At 70.4% G+C, this 16,321-nt stretch carries 13 protein-coding genes; 4 read left to right on the forward strand and 9 right to left on the reverse strand.

The window, feature by feature from the left end; translation table 11 throughout:
* Positions 1 to 7: 7 nt before the first annotated feature.
* Positions 8 to 2,713 carry an MGDG synthase family glycosyltransferase gene (locus ABD156_RS26570; RefSeq protein WP_344279250.1) on the forward strand — a complete coding sequence of 902 codons (2,706 nt, stop codon included), beginning with the start codon at positions 8 to 10 and terminating at the stop codon, positions 2,711 to 2,713.
* Here ABD156_RS26570 and ABD156_RS26575 read toward each other — a convergent pair whose 3' ends face one another.
* The 3 genes from ABD156_RS26575 to ABD156_RS26585 form a co-directional block, all read right to left on the reverse strand.
* Complete coding sequence (locus ABD156_RS26575) at positions 2,714 to 3,460, reverse strand: DUF427 domain-containing protein (protein WP_344279252.1); 747 nt, start codon at positions 3,458 to 3,460, stop codon at positions 2,714 to 2,716.
* Positions 3,461 to 3,462: 2 nt separating this feature from the next.
* Positions 3,463 to 3,960 (reverse strand): peptide-methionine (S)-S-oxide reductase MsrA, encoded by a 498-nt coding sequence (msrA, locus tag ABD156_RS26580; protein ID WP_344279255.1) that lies wholly within the window; start codon positions 3,958 to 3,960, stop codon positions 3,463 to 3,465.
* 79 nt (positions 3,961 to 4,039) lie between these two features.
* Positions 4,040 to 4,945 carry a LysR family transcriptional regulator gene (locus ABD156_RS26585; protein WP_344279258.1) on the reverse strand — a complete coding sequence of 302 codons (906 nt, stop codon included), beginning with the start codon at positions 4,943 to 4,945 and terminating at the stop codon, positions 4,040 to 4,042.
* A 108-nt stretch (positions 4,946 to 5,053) separates the two neighbouring features.
* Between ABD156_RS26585 and ABD156_RS26590 the strand changes: the two genes are divergently transcribed.
* Entirely contained in the window at positions 5,054 to 6,277 is a 1,224-nt protein-coding gene (locus ABD156_RS26590) for an MFS transporter (RefSeq protein ID WP_344279261.1), read from the forward strand.
* 168 nt (positions 6,278 to 6,445) lie between these two features.
* Here ABD156_RS26590 and ABD156_RS26595 read toward each other — a convergent pair whose 3' ends face one another.
* Together ABD156_RS26595 and ABD156_RS26600 are read right to left on the reverse strand one after the other, a co-directional pair.
* The gene (locus ABD156_RS26595; RefSeq protein WP_344279264.1) at positions 6,446 to 7,252 is read right to left on the reverse strand and encodes an ABC transporter ATP-binding protein; all 807 of its coding nucleotides are present in this window, start codon (positions 7,250 to 7,252) and stop codon (positions 6,446 to 6,448) included.
* The gene (locus tag ABD156_RS26600) at positions 7,249 to 7,950 is read right to left on the reverse strand and encodes a FadR/GntR family transcriptional regulator (protein ID WP_344279267.1); all 702 of its coding nucleotides are present in this window, start codon (positions 7,948 to 7,950) and stop codon (positions 7,249 to 7,251) included. The genes ABD156_RS26595 and ABD156_RS26600 overlap by 4 nt, the downstream gene beginning before the upstream one ends.
* Before the next feature lie 158 nt (positions 7,951 to 8,108).
* On the opposite strand from ABD156_RS26600, the gene ABD156_RS26605 reads away from it, so the two are divergent.
* The gene (locus tag ABD156_RS26605) at positions 8,109 to 9,755 is read left to right on the forward strand and encodes a choice-of-anchor A family protein (RefSeq protein WP_344279270.1); all 1,647 of its coding nucleotides are present in this window, start codon (positions 8,109 to 8,111) and stop codon (positions 9,753 to 9,755) included.
* 64 nt (positions 9,756 to 9,819) lie between these two features.
* Here the strand turns inward: ABD156_RS26605 and ABD156_RS26610 are convergent, their stop codons facing one another.
* Together ABD156_RS26610 and ABD156_RS26615 are read right to left on the reverse strand one after the other, a co-directional pair.
* The gene (locus tag ABD156_RS26610) at positions 9,820 to 11,022 is read right to left on the reverse strand and encodes an FAD-dependent oxidoreductase (protein ID WP_344279272.1); all 1,203 of its coding nucleotides are present in this window, start codon (positions 11,020 to 11,022) and stop codon (positions 9,820 to 9,822) included.
* A 93-nt stretch (positions 11,023 to 11,115) separates the two neighbouring features.
* Positions 11,116 to 11,724, reverse strand: coding sequence for a TetR/AcrR family transcriptional regulator C-terminal domain-containing protein (locus ABD156_RS26615; RefSeq protein ID WP_344279275.1), 609 nt, complete (start codon positions 11,722 to 11,724; stop codon positions 11,116 to 11,118).
* A 59-nt stretch (positions 11,725 to 11,783) separates the two neighbouring features.
* On the opposite strand from ABD156_RS26615, the gene ABD156_RS26620 reads away from it, so the two are divergent.
* Positions 11,784 to 13,193 (forward strand): FAD-dependent monooxygenase, encoded by a 1,410-nt coding sequence (locus tag ABD156_RS26620; protein ID WP_344279278.1) that lies wholly within the window; start codon positions 11,784 to 11,786, stop codon positions 13,191 to 13,193.
* Here ABD156_RS26620 and ABD156_RS26625 read toward each other — a convergent pair.
* Together ABD156_RS26625 and ABD156_RS26630 are read right to left on the reverse strand one after the other, a co-directional pair.
* Positions 13,190 to 15,295, reverse strand: a complete 2,106-nt coding sequence (locus tag ABD156_RS26625; protein WP_344279281.1) for an iron ABC transporter permease — start codon at positions 15,293 to 15,295, stop codon at positions 13,190 to 13,192. The two genes, ABD156_RS26620 and ABD156_RS26625, sit on opposite strands and share 4 nt — an antisense overlap.
* 4 nt (positions 15,296 to 15,299) lie before the next feature.
* Complete coding sequence (locus ABD156_RS26630) at positions 15,300 to 16,307, reverse strand: ABC transporter substrate-binding protein (protein WP_344279283.1); 1,008 nt, start codon at positions 16,305 to 16,307, stop codon at positions 15,300 to 15,302.
* Positions 16,308 to 16,321: the final 14 nt, after the last annotated feature.

Raw genomic sequence — 16,321 nt, forward strand, 5'->3', positions numbered from 1 at the left:
AGCGCTGGTGCGCGTGCTGATCGTGTCCGCGAACATGGGGCAGGGGCACAACGCCACGGGACGCGCGCTCGAGGACGCGGTGCGCGAGCGCTGGCCGGACGCGACCGTTTCGTGGCTCAACGCCCTCGAACGGCTCGGCCCCGGTTTCGAGGGGCTTTTCCAGCGGATTTACGTCGCCAATGTGGAGAGCGTCCCGTGGCTTTACGAATTCTTTTACGGCGCGATCTGGCGGATTCCGTGGTTCGCCGCCGCGTCCCGGTGGTTCACCGCTTCCTGGTGCGGGGCGCGGCTCGCGAAACCGGTCGCCGAATTCGCGCCGGACCTGGTGCTCTCGACGTATCCGATGGGCACCGCGGGCCTGGCGTGGCTGCGCCGCAAGGGAAAGCTCTCCGTGCCGATCGGTGCGTGGGTTTCGGACTTCGCGCCGCATCCGTTCTGGGTTTACGGCGCGGCCGATCTCACCATGGTGATGCACGACGTCGCGGTCGCCCCCGCGCTGCGCTCGTCGCCCTCGGCGCACGTCGGGGTGTCCGCGCCGCCGGTGCGCGCGGTGTTCCGCCCCGGCGACCAGACAGCGGCGCGTCACGAACTGGAGCTGCCGCCGGACGCGTTCGTCCCGCTCGTTTCGTGCGGGTCGCTGGGTTTCGGCGAAATCGAGACGACGGTGCGGGAATTGCTCGCCGCGGACCCGGCGGTCGTGCCGATCGCGATCTGCGGACGCAACGACGCGGCAGCCGCCCGGCTGCGAGCGCTGGCCGAACCGCGGCTGCGCGTGGTCGGCTGGACGGACCAGCCGGAGCTGGACACGCTGGCGGCGGACGTCGTGGTGACCAACGCGGGCGGCGCGACGTCGCTGGAAGCGCTCGCCTGCGGACGTCCGGTGCTGATGCATCGCCCGATCGCCGCGCACGGCAAGGCGAACGCCCGCTTGATGGCCGCGGCCGGGCTCGCTCTGGTGTCCACAAAGGACGGTGAGCTGGCGGAGACCGTGCGGGGTCTCTTGGCTGAACCGGAACGCCTCAAGGAGATGGCGGAAGCTGTCGCCCGGCATTGCGAGACGGCTACTCCGTTGGAGACCGCGCTGGAATCGCTGGCTTCCGCGCCGCTGAACCCGCCGACGCAGCGGTTGCGGCCGGAGGACGCGCTGTTCGTGCACGTGGCCACTCCGGATGTGCCGCAGCAGGTCGGCGCGGTGCTGCTGTTCGACCCCAAGGCGGACGGCACGCCGGTCACACACGCGGACGCTGAGCATCTGCTGGCGGCGACCCCCGGCTTGCGGACGCGATTGCTGCCCGGCAGCGGGCTGTGGCGGGCGCGCTGGCAGGAGGACCCGGGCCGGACGTCTTCGGACGTGCTGACGTCGGTGCGGGTCGGGCCGGAGGAGCCGTTGGACGCGGCTTTGACGCGGGAGATGGACGCGTTCTTCTCGGAACCGGTGTCACCGGAGCGTCCGGTCCGGGCGCGGCTGGTGACGGGGATCGAGGGGGAGCAGGGGACGTTGCTGATCGCGCTGCACCATGCGGCGAGTGACGGGATCGCGGTGATCAGCGCGCTGGTGGGGCAAGCGCGGGGGAAGGAACCGCTGGCGCCGGTGGCGGTGCCGCGGTCTCGGCGGAGGGGGTGGTGGAGCCGCCCCAATGTGGCATTGGGTGCGTCTCGCGCACCGAACGCCACATTGGGTGCGTCTCGCGCACCGAACGCCACATTGGGTGCATTGAGGGAGTCAGCGGCGGGCAGCGCCTTCGTTGAGGGTGGTGGCGGGGGCATGGATGGAGCACCCACTGCCACATTGGGGCGCACCAGGTCTCAACCCGGGCGGAGTGCGGTGCGGGCGCGGCTTGCCGGGCTGGCGGCACCAGTGCGCGAGGTGTTCGCCCGCGTGGCGAGCCCGGTGTGGCACGGACTTGATCGGCCAGCGGGATCGGCCGGGGGTTCCGGCATCGCCGAGCCCGCGCGCCCGAAACCCCGCTCAAGCAGCAAAACTCGCAACCAAGCCGCCGATCTCACTCGCGGTATCTGGGCCCTCGCCCGAGCCGGCGCCGCGCCCCGGGTCGGCTGGGACAAGCGGGTCGACAGTCCCCAGCGGCATTTCGCTCGGGCGCACCTCTCCGCCCCCGAGGTCCGGAAGGCCGCGCGGCGGGCGGCGGTGCCGACGACCAACCTCGTCCTCGCGCTCGTCGCCGAGGCCTTGCATCGCGAGCTGGGCGGGACCGCTCCGGAGCAGCTTCGGGTGCTGATCCCGATGTCGGTCCGCGACACCGGGACGTTCCGTCAGCTCGGCAACCACACCGGCGCGGCGTCGGTCGACCTGCCGACCGGCGCGATGTCGCTCTCCGAACGGGTGCGGGTGACGGACCGGATGCTGGCCGACCAGGTCGGTCGCGGCGCGCCCCGTGCGGGCAACGCGGTCGTGCGCGTCCTCGGGATTCTGCCGCCGGCGCTGCACCGCCGGGCGGCGAAGCTCGTCTACCGCGGCACGTGGTTCAGCGTGATCGCTTCGGTGCTTCCCGGCGCGAGGTCGCCGGTGGTGCTCAACGGTGCGCTCGTCCGCACGGTGTACCCGGTCTTGTCGCTGGCGCCGGACGTTCCGGTGGCAGTCGGCATCATGACGTGGGCGGACCGGTTCACCGTCTGTGTCACGGTGCCTGCCGGACAGCAGCAGCGCGGCGACCGGCTGGCGGCCGCGGTCGTGGAGGCGTTCGGCCGGTTGTAGTCACTGCGAGAAGTGCGTGCGCGGGCGGGGGAGAAGTTCGCCGTCTACTTCGATGTCCACCATCTCGTTGTAGAACGCCACCAGTCCGGCGATCGGCTGGACTGCCGCGGCCGGGTAGGCGTACGTCCAGGCGAGGTGCTCGTGCAGGATGTCGCCGGCGCGGACGGACCAGTAGCCGGACGTCTCGCCCTTGTACGGGCAGGCGGTGACCATGTCCGGCTCGGCGACGAGATGCGTGAAATCGACTTCGGTGCGGTTGAAGTAATACCGCGTCGGGAGACCGGTTTCGAACAGCAGCACCGGTGACGACGATTCCGCCAAAGTCACGCCATTGAGCGCTACCCGGACGTGCCGGGTCGAGCGCAAAGCGTCCACCCGCGTGTACGGGTTGCGCGGGTGGACGAAAACCTGTTCGTCTTCTTCGAACCAGGCATCCAAAGCGTCCCAGGCGAACCGGATGTGTCCGGGCAGGACAGAATCGTTTACCCAAGCGGCAGCAGGCTTTTCGACCTCGCCGACGCGGGCCGAGTACCGCCGGGCCGGGCCGTCGGCCTCGTCCTCGGGTGCGAGCGCGCCGGAGAGAATGTCGTCGATCGGGAAGTAGAACTGCGGATAGTACGGCCATTCCCAGACGTATTTCGCCCGTGTGCTGTCCACAATGGTCTTCCCGGCGAGCACTCCGCGCACTCGCCGGGGGACCGGTTCCACGTGTCCGGTTTCGACTGCTGCCGCTGGATAGTCGGTCATGGTCAGCCGCGCTTCGGGAGTTTCCAGCCAGGACGCGGGAAGTGGCAGGTGTAGCCGTGCGGGTAGCGCTGGAGGTAGTCCTGGTGCTCCGGTTCGGCTTCCCAGAAGTCGCCGGCGGGGGTGACTTCGGTGACGACTTTGCCGGGCCAGAGGCCGGAGGCGTCGACGTCGGCGATGGTGTCTTCGGCGATTTGTTTTTGCTCGTCGGTGGTGTAGAAGATGGCGGAGCGGTAGCTGGCGCCGATGTCGTTGCCTTGGCGGTTTGTGGTGCTGGGGTCGTGGACCTGGAAGAAGAACTCCAGCAGGGCGCGGAAGTCGGTGCGGGCGGGGTCGTAGGTGACTTCGATGGTTTCGGCGTGGGTGCCGTGGTTGCGGTAGGTGGCGTTCGGGACGTCGCCGCCGCTGTACCCGACGCGGGTCGCGGTCACGCCGGGCTGGTGGCGGAACAGCTCCTCCATGCCCCAGAAACACCCGCCGGCCAGGATCGCTTTTTCCGTCATTTCCTTCTCTCCCGTCGACAACTTCGTGTACAGGATGACGCTGCGGCGCCGGTCGCTATTCCGGCCGCCCGGGGCCTGGTCAGAACTCCGTAATATCTCCCTCCGCAGCAGCCGCGACGAACAGTTCCAGCAGCGTCCGCAGGGCCTGCGACGGCGGGCGCTTCGCGGAGACGACGACAGTAAGCGGCCAGGTCAGCGAGGTCTCAGCGAGCGGGATCGACACGACGCCCGGCATGGTCAGCCGGGCGGTGCCGGGCAGAACCGCCACGCCGAGCCCGGCGGCGACGTACCGCGGGACGGTCCGCAGATCGGCGACCTCGGCGGTCACCCGGCGCGAAAGCCCGAGCGCGGCGAATTCCCGGTCGACCGCCAGCCGGTTCCCGAAGCCGCGCGGACAGTCGACGAACAGTTCTCCGTCCAGTTCCGGCAGCGTGACCGACTCGCGCTCGGCGAGCGGATGGCTGTCCGGCAGCACGGCGTAATACGGCACGCTGGCCAGCTGCGTCGCGTCCAGGCCGCCGAGTTCCGCCCGGGAAAGGCCGAGCAGCGCGACGTCGAGCCGGCTGTGGCGGACGTCGTCGGCGAGGCCGGACGAGCCGGTGAGCGACACCGTCAGATGCAGGTCGACCAGCGGATGCCTGCGGTGGAACGCGCCGAGCAGCACTGGCAGGTCGAACGCGTTCATGCTGGTCAGCGTGCCGATCCGGAGGCTTCCGCGCAGCCCGGCGGACGCCTGCTGCACCACCTCGCGAGCCCGCTCCACCGATTCCAGCGCCGCTTTCGCCTCGGGCAGGAAGAGCTCGCCCGCGGTTGACAGCGCGACCCGGCGGGTAGACCGGTCGAAGAGCGTCGCGCCGAGGTCGGTCTCCAGCGCGCGGATCGTCGCCGAGACCGTGGACTGGGTGGCGAACAGCCGCTGCGCCGCCCGCGTGAAGCTCAGCTCCTCGGCGACCGCGATGAAGAACTCGAGCTGGCGCGTCTCCATGGCTTCAATTATCGCCGATCCAGATAACTATGACCAACACTTTTCGTTGGACTTGATGAGTGCGGCAGGGGATCGTTTCAGACGTAGGTTCCCGCTTGGAAGGTCGACATGGTCACCACAGCTTCGCCCGCTTTCTCCGCCCCGGCCGGCTGGCGCGTCAGCCACGGCTGGGGGTTCCGGGTCATCGCGTTCGCGTTCGCCGCGTGCCTCGCGTTCTCCACCGTGCCCACCCCGCTGTACGCGATTTACCAGCAGCGGGACGGATTTCCGACGTTCCTGGTCACCGTCATTTTCGCGGCCTACGCGGTCGGCGTGATGGCCAGCCTCTACCTCGCCGGGCACGTCAGCGACTGGCTTGGCCGCCGCCGCGTGATCCTCGCGTCGACGCTCGCCGAGGCGCTGTCCGCGGTCCTGTTCCTGCTCTGGCCTGAGGTCCCGGGCCTGCTGATCGCGCGGTTCGTGTGCGGCGTGGGCATCGGCGCGCTGACGGCCACCGCCACCGCGCACCTGTCGGAGCTGCGTGCGGTGACCCGCCCGGACCAGGATCTCGGCCGCTCCGGTCTGATCGCCACCGTGGTGAACATGGGCGGCCTCGGGCTCGGGCCGATCGTCGGCGGTGTTTTCGCGCAGTACATCGACGGCCCGCTGACCAGCACGTTCATTGTGTTCCTGGTGGTGCTGCTGGTCGCGGCGTTCGCGGTGTGCCTGGTGCCGGAGACCGTCGAGCGGCGCGAGGAGCGTCCGGCGTACCGGCCGCAGCGGGTGTCGCTGCCCGCCGGGGCGCGGCCGGCGTTCGTCGGCGCGGCGATCGGGGTGTTCGCCGCGTTCGCGATCACCGGGCTGTTCATGTCGCTCGCGCCGACGCTGCTCGCCGAAGGGCTGCACCAGCACAACCGGATGCTCGCCGGCGTCACCGCGGGCTCGATGCTGGGCGCGGCGGCGGTGTCGCAGGTGGTCTTCGCGTCGATGGCGTCGCGGGCGCAGCTGCGGCTGGGGTTCGTGCTGATGCCGGTCGGGCTGGCGGTGCTGTCGGCGGCTGCGTTGCTGCCTTCGCTGGCTCTGTTCTTCGCCGGATCGGTGATCGCCGGGAGCGGGATGGGGCTCGGGTTCCGCGCCTCGGTCGGGACGGTGGCCGCGCTGGCCGATCCGATGTCCCGGGGCGAGGTGCTGGCGGGGATCTTCCTGGCGGCTTACGCCGGGCTGGTGGTGCCGGTGCTGCTGGTCGGCATGACGCTGCTGTGGGTGCCGAGCCCGCTCGCGCTGGTCGGGTTTTCGGCGGCGGAGCTGGTGCTGCTGGGGTTCTCCGCGTGGCGGGTGCTGCGGACGGCCTGAGCCGGGCGGTCTGCCGGTCCATGGCCGCGGGAAGTCCGTGAAGGGCTCCTTGAGGGAATCAGATTCCCTCAAGGAGCCCTTCACGGACCTCCGAGGGTCGTGAGGGGAACCCTGAGGGACTCAGAGTCCGTGAAGGTTCCCTTCACGGACAGCAGGCGGTGGCTGGGGTCAGGCGACTTCGGTGGACCGGGTGCGGGCGGCGCGGGCGCTCCACCGCCCGTCGTGCCGGTCCACGCGGATCGGGTGGCCGAACGCCCGGCTGATGCTGGCCGTGGTCACCGCCTGCTCGATCGGCCCGGACGACACCACCGAACCGTCCGCGATCAGCAGCGCGTGCGTCGTCGTTTCCGGCAGCTCCTCCAGGTGATGGGTGACCACGATGGAGGCGAGCCGGGGGTGGGTCCGGGTGAGCAGGTCGATTGTTTCGAGCAGCTGTTCGCGAGCCGCGACGTCCAGGCCGGTGGACGGTTCGTCGAGCAGCAGCAGCCGGGGGTCGCTGATCAGCGCGCGGGCGATCAGGGCGCGGCCGCGTTCGCCTTGGGACAGGGTCGGCCAGCGTTCGCTCGCCTTGCCGTCCAAGCCGAGCAGGCCGATGAGCTCGTCGGCCTGGGCGACCTGCGCCGCGGTGGGCTGCCAGCGCGGGGGAGTGTCGATGCTTCCGGTGACGCCGGTCAGCACGACCTCCCGGATGGTGAGCGGCGAACGCAGCGGATGCCGCGGGTCGACGTGCCCGATGCTGCGGCGCAGCGCCTGCAACTCGACGCGGCCGAGCCGTCCGCCGAGGACGTCGACGGTGCCGGTGGTCGGATGCGTGACCGCACCGCAGAAACCGAGGATGGTGCTCTTCCCCGCGCCGTTCGGGCCGAGCAGCGCCCAGTGTTCGCCCGCCCGCACGGTCAGGTTCACGCCGTGCAGGATTTCCTTGCCCTGCCTGCGGAACACGACGTCGGTCAGGCGCAGCACGACCTCGCTCACGAAAGTGCCTCCTTCAAGGCGGTCAGGTGCGCCCGGCTCAGTTCCGCGGCGGCGGACGCGTCTTTGTCCGCGATCGCGTCGACGAGCGCGAGATGCGCGGCTTGGTCTTCTTCGGGCGCGGTGATCGGCCGGGCGCGCAGCATGTCCGTCATCGCGCGGTGGACGCGCGGCACGAAGCTGTCGAACAGTTCGATCAGCACGTCGTTGTGCGCGGCGACGAGCACCGTGCGGTGGAACGCGGTGTCGGTGTCCACCAGAAATTCGACGTCCGGGTCGCCGAGCGCGCGGGCGGCGAGCGCGCGGCGGATCGCGCGCAGGTCGGTCGGCGTCCGGCGGTGCGCGGCGAGGGCGGCGGCTTCCGCCTCGATGGCGATGCGCGCCTCGATCACCGCCCCGACGGTGGCGCGGCCCAGTACGGCGTCCCAATCCTCGGCGACGTCCAGCGCGGTCACGAAAACTCCGGCGCCTTGCCGGGAATCGAGCACGCCTTTGCCCGCCAATTCGCGGATCGCCTCGCGCATCGTCGAACGGCCGACGCCCAGTTGCGCGGCCAGTGTCGTTTCCCCGGGCAATTTGTGACCCAGCGCCCATTCTCCGGCGCGAATGCGTGCCAGAAGGATTTCCGCGGCCTGTGCGGCGAGCGGGTGCCGGTGCACGAGAGGGGGCATCAGGAGGGCCTTCTGGTCGGGCGAAGCCACGGGAGCGAGGCTACTGCGGGACATTCTTCCGGCGGGGTGTCGAGTGTGGAGCGTCACTAGTCTACTTGTCTGAGGAGCGCGGTATTTTCTGACCCGTTCGGGTGGGTTACGGTGTTTCGACTGCCGGATTTCGCCCGTTCCGGGTAAGGATCGGCCGCATGCGTGCCAGGAAAATGGCCGTCGTCGGCGGAGCTCTCGCCGCGGCGGTGTGTGCAGTGGCGTTCGTGGCCGGTCCGGGCGCGAGCGCCGCTCAGCTGCCCGGGGGCTTGGGCCCGTGCGTCGGCGACGCCTGCCCGGGCAAGTACCCGCCGGTCAACAACGGGCCGTTCGCGGGACGGGACAACGGCATCAACGTCTTCGCCGGCGGAGATTTCCTCGTGCGCGAGGGCGCGGCCGAGGCCGAGGGCCGGGTCGTGGTGCTCGGCGGCTTCGACATGAACAAGCGGGCGGGCGGGTCCGCGATCTACAACGTCGGCATCGCGGGCGTCGGCTCGCGCGTGCCCCCGCCGGACGGCGGCGATTTCCTGACCACCGGCAAGAACGTCACGGTCGCGCCGAACCAGCGGCTGCTCGCGGACGACGGCGTCGTGCGGTACGGCGGCACCGTCACCGGGACCGTGACCGGCACGCTGAAGCAGGACCCGAACGCGGCGGACCCGTACAAGCAGCTCCGGCCGCAGCTGCAGGAAGCCAGCACCTGCTACGGCAAATCCGCGGCGACCGGGACGGCCAAGAACGAGGGCTACCGCACGCTGTTCACCGGCGACGGGAAGTCCGCGCTGCAGGTGTTCAACGTCGACTTCGACCTCACCGGTCCCGGCGGCGGCATGCAGGGCCTCGAGTTCGCCGGCATCCCGGCGGGCGCGACCGTGCTGGTGAACCTCGTCGGCGGCAACCGGGTGATCAACACCTACACCGGCGACCTCGCCGACCAGGACCCGATCAACCACCTGCGCGAGAAGCTGTTGTGGAACTTCCCGGACGCGTCGAAGGTGAAGATCGCCGGGCAGGCGCAGTTCCAGGGCAGCGTGCTGGTCGGCAACCCGTCCAGCGACACGACGGTCACCGCGTCGGGCACCAACGGCCGGTTCTTCACCGCGGGCAATCTGCTGCACACCTCCGAGGGCGCGGCGGGCGGGCAGGAGTTCCACGCCTATCCGTTCAACGGCGACCTGCCGGATTGCGCGACTCCGACGACGACGCCTACGACGCCGACCAGCACGACGTCCACGTCGACCAGCTCCAGCACGACGACGTCGACCAGCACTACGACGTCGAGCACGGAGCCGACCAGCTCGACCACCACCAGCACGTCGAGCACGGAGCCGACGTCGAGCACCACGTCGAGTTCCTCCACGACGTCGACCACGACGACTGAGCCGACGAGCACCACCTCGTCCAGCACGACCTCGTCGAGCGCCACCTCGTCGACGAGTTCGACGACCTCCAGCTCCACGGCGCCGACCGGCCCGTCGGAGACGGAGTCCTCGACCGCGCCGACGTCGTCCTCGTCCAGCGCGACGTCCTCGAGCTCGCAGCCGACGTCCTCGGCCAGCAGCACGAGCCCGACAACTCCCAGTTCGTCCTCGTCCAGTTCGGCTAGTTCGTCTTCGGAGGCCCCGGCCCCGATCACGACCACGAGCGACAACTCCGGCGGTGTGGCCCCCGGAACCGGCCCGTCGGACCAGGGCCCGCTCGCGTCGACCGGCGCGGACATCCGCGGCTACCTGATCGGCGGCGGTGCGTTGCTGCTCATCGGCGGCGCGCTGGTGGCGGCAGTGGCGGTTCGCCGCAAGCGCTCCTGACCAAAGCCGTGAAGGGCTCCTTGAGGGAATCAGATTCCCTCAAGGAGCCCTTCACGGCATTCGGCTAGCGGGCGGCGGGCGTGGGGGCGGCGCGGTATTCGGCGGCTCGGGCCTCGTAGGCGCGGAGTTCCGCTTCCCGGTCCGGCACGTCGTGCGGGGCGCCGTCCGATTGGTCGGCGAAGAAGCCCCGCAGCGCCGCGTTCGCGTCGGCGGCCAGGTGTCCGGTGCGGGCGAACATCGTCGTTTCGTAGCGGGTCAACGCGGCTTCGACGGTCGGCTCTTCGTGCAGCGCGTGCGCCAATTCGGCACCGTCGAGCAGGGCCAGGTTCGCGCCGTGCCCGCCGAACGGGGCCATCGCGTGCGCGGCGTCTCCGAGCACGGTGATGCCCGGCACCCGTTCCCACGTCAGGGGAGCGGGCAGCGCGGTGAACGCGCGCGCTACGTAGTCGCCGTCGTTGTCGGTCAGCAGCGGACGCACTGTCGGGCCCCAGTCGCGGAACTCGCGGAGCAGGAATTCCCGCACCGAGGCGCGGTCAGCGAGGTCGACGCCTTCTCGCTCGGCCCAGTCCTCTTCGGCGCGGAACGCGACGTAGCCGCGGATCACTCCGTTGCTGTTGCGCTGCACGATCACCGCCCGGCCCGCGCCGTCGGTGGTGAAGAGCTGGCCGTTGCCGACCAGGGCCGCGATACCGGGGTGCCGGGTTTCGACGTCGTCGAACCGGACGTCCAAAAAGGACACGCCGAGGTAGTCCGGCATCGCGTCGGTGAGCCGTCGGCGCACCTTCGACCAGGTGCCGTCCGCACCGATCACGACGTCGGCGTCCACTGTGGATCCGTTGGCGAACTTCAAGCGGTGGACGCCGTTTTCGGTCGTCAGGCCGGTGAGTTTGTGTCCCCAGTGGACGGTTCCGGGGGCGAGCTGTTCGTGCAGCATGACGCGCAGTTGGCCGCGGTCGATTTCCGGGGCGGCGGTGTCGTCGTCGGCGGGCGTGAATTCCTTCAGCAGGGTGCCGTGGTGGTCGCGTCTGGTCATGGCTTGGCCTTCGACGCGGGCCAGTGCGTGGAAGGCGGGCAGAAGCCCGGCGTCCTCCAGGGCGATTTGCCCGCTGTCGGCGTGCAGATCGAGCGTGCCGCCGGGATCGCGTGAATCCACGGCGGTGTCGGCGTCGAACACAGTCGCGGCGAGGCCGTGCCCGTGCAGGACGTGCGCGGCGAGCAGTCCGCCCGGGCCGCCGCCGACGATCGCGATGCGCGGTGTCTCTTTCATGGTCTTCCCCTCTCGTGCCGGTGTGGTCTGCCGCCCAGCATAAGTGGAACCATGCAGAAAGTGCAACAGTACAACTTAGTGAGTCATTGCACCTTACTGTGGCCGCTTGGCCGCCAGTCCGGCGAGCACGATCCCGAGGGCGTATTCGAAGCTGTCCCCGACGGTGCTCCCGGCTGCCTGGCGTTCCCGCATTCCCTGTGCCATCAGCGGAAACGGGATGCTCTCGATGGTCGCGTCGAGGTCGTCCGGCCAGGTCTGGTCTTCGACGGCGCGGCCGAGGACGAAGTGCACGTACACCCCGGCGCACCGGGTCGCGTCGGCGAGCGGGAACCCGGCGCGGTGCAGCACGTCCACCGCTCGCTCGGCGAATTCGCCCAGTGAACGGGCGGTCCGGAGGTCTGCGCCGATCGCGATGCGGGCACCGTCCCGGTGGCCGAGGAGGGCGGCGTGCAAGGCGGTGCCTGCTCGTTCCAGCCAAGACAGCCAAGGGGTGTCCAGTGGCGGGAGATCGTCCAGGACGGGAGTGACGAGAGCGTCGGCGAGGTGGTCGAGCAGGGCCCGTTTGCTGCTGAAGTGCCAGTACAGGGCGGGTGCCTTGACGCCGAGTTCGGTGGCGAGGCGGCGCACAGTCAGCTTGTCGAGGCCGTCGGCGGCGACAAGGGCGAGTGCGGTCCGGACCGCGGCGGGGATCTCGATCGGCAAGGCGATTGCCTCCTTAACTAGTTCAGGGCAGTCTAGTCTTTAACAAGTTAAGGAGAGTCATGGACGCAGACGTGGTGATCGTCGGGGCCGGTCCGGTCGGACTGTTCCTCGCCGCAGAACTCTTGCTCGGCGGCCTCCAGCCGCTGGTGGTGGAGCAGCTCGCGCAGCCCGCGACGGAACGGAAGGCGCGCGGTATCGGCGTGCTCGCGACGGAGGCGCTGACCCGGCGCGGTCTCGGACCGCAGCTGGCGGCGGCGCACGAGGAGGGGATACGCGATTTCGCCCGCGACCACGGCAGCACGCTCGGCCACTTCGCGAACATCCACAAACTCCTGCCGGACGAGGACCGCCCGCGTACGCACATCTGGCAGCCGGAGCTGGAGCGGCTGCTTGCCGGACACGCGGTCGGCGTCCCGATGCGGAGGGCGCATCGGGTGACGGCGATCGAGTCTGATGTAGACGGTGTGACGGCGATTGTCGAGACGCCGCAAGGAGAACGGCGGATTACTGCCGCTTACCTCGTGGGTTGCGACGGCGGCCGAGGGAAGGTTCGAAGCCTCGCCGGGTTCGGATTTCCGGGCACGCCGCCGTTGTTGCGGACGCTCGCGGGCCAGGTTCGGTTCGAGGGGGCAGTGCCGCCTGCCGGACGTTACGCCGCCGGGTCGTTCATGCACGGCGGAAGCATGGCCGGCGTCACCGAGTTCGCCCGCGACGGCGAGTCCGACGGGCCGGTCACTCCGGCGGAGCTGGCGGCGGCGATTCGGCGGGTGACCGGCGAGGACGTCACCGTGACGGAGGTGCGCGATTCCCGCCGGTTCGCCGACCAAGCCCGCCAGGCCGACGACTACCGGCGCGGCCGGATTCTGCTCGCGGGCGATGCCGCGCACGTGCACTCGCCGAGCGGCGGGCAAGGGCTCAACCTCGGCCTGCTGGACGCGGCGAACCTCGGCTGGAAGCTGGCCGCGGTCGTGCGCGGGGAAATGCCGGAGACGTTGCTGGACAGCTACTTCCGCGAACGCGGCCCGGCCGGCGCGGCGGTGCTGCGCAATACGCGCGCGCAGTCGGCGTTGCTCGCGCCGGGACCGCATGTCGACGCGCTGCGGGAGATCGTCGCGGAGCTGATGGATCTTCCGGAGGCGAACCGGTACTTCTCGGATCTGCTGTCCGGAGTGAAAGAGCGGTACGAATTCCCTTACCCCGCGGAGGAACCGGTCGGTCTGCACAGTCCGGACAGGTCCCTTGTGGACGATGAAGGCCGGGTCACGCTGCTGTCCGACCACACTCGCACGGGACGGGGTGTGCTGGTGCTCGATCCGGAGAGCCGCGATCTCGCCGCGCTGGCAACGAAGCGGATCGAGGTGGTCCCGGCGACGAACACCGAGTCGTTCCTGCTGCGCCCGGACGGAGTCATCGCCTGGGCTGGGGGAGAAGCCGAACTGAAGGTCGCGCTGGACACCTGGTTCGCCTAGGCGTTCGCGCGGCTCCGCCACAGCAGCCAGCCGAAGTACGGTGCGCCGATCAGTGCGGTCACCAGGCCTGCCGCGATCTGGGTCGGTGCGAGGACCGTGCGTCCCAAGGTGTCCGCGACGCACACCAGCACCGCTCCCAACGCAGCGGCCACCGGCAGCGAGCGCGAGTGGCGGGAACCCACCAAAGCGCGCGCGGCGTGCGGGGCGACGAGGCCCACGAAACCCAGTGCGCCCACGGCACACGCGGCAGCGGCGGTGAGCACCGCGGCGAGCGCGGCGAAGGCGAGGCGAGACCGGTCCAGCGGGACGCCGAGCACGCGCGGCACATCCTCGTCGAGTGAGACCAGATCGAGCGTCCGCGCGCTGGACAGCGCGAGCGGCAGCGCGATGACCAGGCACAACAGCACCGGCAGGACCTGGCCGAACTCGCGGCCGTAGGTCGATCCGGCGAGCCAGGTGAGCGCGAGGTGCGCGTTCCACGGCGAGGTGAGCACCACGACGAGAGTCGTGATCGCCTGCGCGCCCGCGCTGACGCCGATGCCGACCAGCACGAGCCGGTCCGACGACAGCCCCCGGCCGCCCGAACCGCGGCCGGCGGCGAGCCAGTGCACGAGGGCGAACGTCGCGAACGCGGCGACGGTCGCCGCGCCCATCATCGGCCAGATTCCGATGCCGGGCACCAAAAGCACGACGCTGATCGCGCCGACGCTCGCGCCGGGCGTCACGCCGAGCAGGCTCGGTTCGGCCAGCGGGTTGCGGCAGATCGCCTGCACCAGCGCGCCCGCGACGGCCAGCGCCGCCCCGCCGAGCAGTGCGGCGAGCATCCGCGGCCAGCGCAGGTCGAGCGCGAACGACACCTCGGTGCCGGACACCCCGCGCAGCCAGTTCAGGACGTCGCCGAGCAGCACGATCCGGTCGCCGAGCAGGAGCGCCGCGATTACCGCGCCGAAGAGCGCGACCGCCAGCACGACGCCGGTGCCAGCCACCCAACGACGCGACCGGACCGTGCCGTGCGTTCCGCGGGCGGACGGTGTTCCGGAGGGTTGCCGACGGGCCAACCAGACCAGCACGGTCGCGCCGGCGAGGGTCGTCACGACGCCGGTCGGCACCGAAACCGCTTTGTCGGCCGGAACGAGGGCGCGCAGCAGGACGTCGGCGGCCACGACGACCAGCGCCCCGGTCAGCCCGGCGAGCGGCAGCAACACCGGATGTTTGCCGAGCCCGGGCACCCGGTTGGCCAGCAGCCGAGCGATGACCGGCGCGCACAAGCCGACGAATCCGATCGGCCCGGCGACGGTTACCGCGACCGCCGAAAGCAGCACCGCCACGACGACGGCGAAAGTGCGCGTGCGACGGACGTCGATGCCCAGCACTCGCGCGTGGTCGTCGCCGAGGCTGAGCACGTCGAGCCGGTGCGCGAGCAGGAGCGTGGCCACGATGCCGATCGCGATTACCGGTGCGGCAAGGGAAACCTGGCGCAGTCCGGATTGGACAGTCGTGCCGCTGCCCCAGCCGTACAGGCCCGCGGTGCGCTCCTGGAACAACATCAGCAGCACCGACGTCAGCGCGGTCAGCGCCAGCGCGATCGCGGACCCGGCGAGCACGAGCCGGGCCGCTCCGCCGCTGCTGCTGCGAGCGACGAGCAACACCAGCCCGGCCGCCGCGAGACCGCCGACGAACGCGACGATTCCGTTGACGTAGAAGGGAAGCGAGATCCCAAACGCCGCGACGCCGACCACCGAGACATACGCACCGGCGTTGACCGCGAGCGTGTCCGGCGAGGTGAGCGGGTTCCGCGCCACCGACTGCAGCACACAGCCCGCGAATCCGAGCGCCAGCCCCACGAGCAGTGCCGCGGCCAGCCGGGGGAGCCGGCTGGCCACGAGCACGGCCACCGCCTGGCTGCGCGCGTCGTCGTCCGTGCCGGGGAAAACGGCGCGCAGGAGTTCGCCGAGCCCGACGTGCGACGTGCCTTGCAGCAGATGCACGGCGGACAGGACGAGCAGCGCGACAATTCCGCTGAGGAAGACGACGGACGCCGTCAGCCTCGGTTTCCGCGAGACGAGCGGCGGCCGGGCGGGTGCGGGGGCTGGTGCGGTCATCGGATCAGCGCGTCAGGGCGCCGGTGAGCGCGTCCACATAGGCGATCGCCGACTTCGGGCCGCCGAACATCCAGATGCCGTCCGGAATCCGGTGCAGCTTCCCGGCCTTGACGAACGGCAGCTGCTTCCACACCGCGTTGCCCGCGAGTTCCTGGGTGAAGACGTCGGATTCGGCGGCGTTGGCGGCGTAGACGAAGGACGTGGCCGGATCGGTGATCTTGGTCAGGCCTTCGACGTCGGTCGGGGCGAGGCCGTAGACCTTGTCGCCCTCGCCGGTCCACTGGTTCGCGACGCCGAGCTGGTCGGCGATGCTGCCCAGGAAGGAGCCCTTCGTGTACATCCGGACAGTGACCGTGCCGGAGGTCGAGTAGCCGTCGGTCATGACGAACTTGGCGCCGGTTTTGCCCGCGTCGGCCAGCTTCTTCTTGCCCTCGGCGACCTTGGTGTCGAATTCGGCGAGCAGCTTGCGGCCCTGCTCCTGCGTTCCGGTCGCCTCGGACAGCGTGGTCACGGTCTTGCGCAGGTAGCCGATCGGGTCGGCCGAATCCGACCCGCGCAGCGTGAGCACCTTCGTCTGCTTCGAGAGCTGCGCGATCACGTTCTCCGGCAGGTCCGTGGTGGTGACCACGAGATCCGGGTGCAGCGCCGCGATCGCGTCGAGACTCGGCTCGCCGCGGGTGCCGACGTCCGGAGTGGACGCGGCGAGCGGCATCACCTTGTCGTAAGTGTTGTAGCCCTTGACGTCCGCCGCGCCGATCGGCTTCACGCCCAGCGCCAGCAGGTTCTCGGTGAGGCCCCATTCCAGCGACACGACCTTGGCGGCCGGCGCGGGCAGGTCGAGCTTGCCGCGCTCGTCGGTCAGGTGGACCGGGCCGGACGGCTTCGCGGAGGCGGCCTGGCTCTGGTCCGCGGGGGCCTCGGTGGTGCCGCACGCGGCGAGCGCGAACGTGGCGAGCAGCGCCGCGGCGGTCTTCAGGAACGGCCTGCGGGCAGGTTTGGGCACACTGGACACGGGGGTTTTCCTTT

The sequence above is a fragment of the Amycolatopsis albidoflavus genome (genome assembly GCF_039525725.1).
Classification (GTDB): Bacteria; Actinomycetota; Actinomycetes; order Mycobacteriales; family Pseudonocardiaceae; genus Amycolatopsis; species Amycolatopsis albidoflava.

Excerpts from the sequence above, each read along its gene's own strand:
- ABD156_RS26605 (WP_344279270.1), top strand. The coding sequence starts at position 8,109 with ATGCGTGCCAGGAAAATGGCCGTCGTCGGCGGAGCTCTCGCCGCGGCG.
- ABD156_RS26585 (WP_344279258.1), bottom strand. The coding sequence starts at position 4,945 with ATGGAGACGCGCCAGCTCGAGTTCTTCATCGCGGTCGCCGAGGAGCTG.
- ABD156_RS26610 (WP_344279272.1), bottom strand. The coding sequence starts at position 11,022 with ATGAAAGAGACACCGCGCATCGCGATCGTCGGCGGCGGCCCGGGCGGA.
- ABD156_RS26625 (WP_344279281.1), bottom strand. The coding sequence starts at position 15,295 with ATGACCGCACCAGCCCCCGCACCCGCCCGGCCGCCGCTCGTCTCGCGG.
- ABD156_RS26620 (WP_344279278.1), top strand. The coding sequence starts at position 11,784 with ATGGACGCAGACGTGGTGATCGTCGGGGCCGGTCCGGTCGGACTGTTC.
- ABD156_RS26575 (WP_344279252.1), bottom strand. The coding sequence starts at position 3,460 with ATGACCGACTATCCAGCGGCAGCAGTCGAAACCGGACACGTGGAACCG.
- ABD156_RS26590 (WP_344279261.1), top strand. The coding sequence starts at position 5,054 with ATGGTCACCACAGCTTCGCCCGCTTTCTCCGCCCCGGCCGGCTGGCGC.
- msrA (WP_344279255.1), bottom strand. The coding sequence starts at position 3,960 with ATGACGGAAAAAGCGATCCTGGCCGGCGGGTGTTTCTGGGGCATGGAG.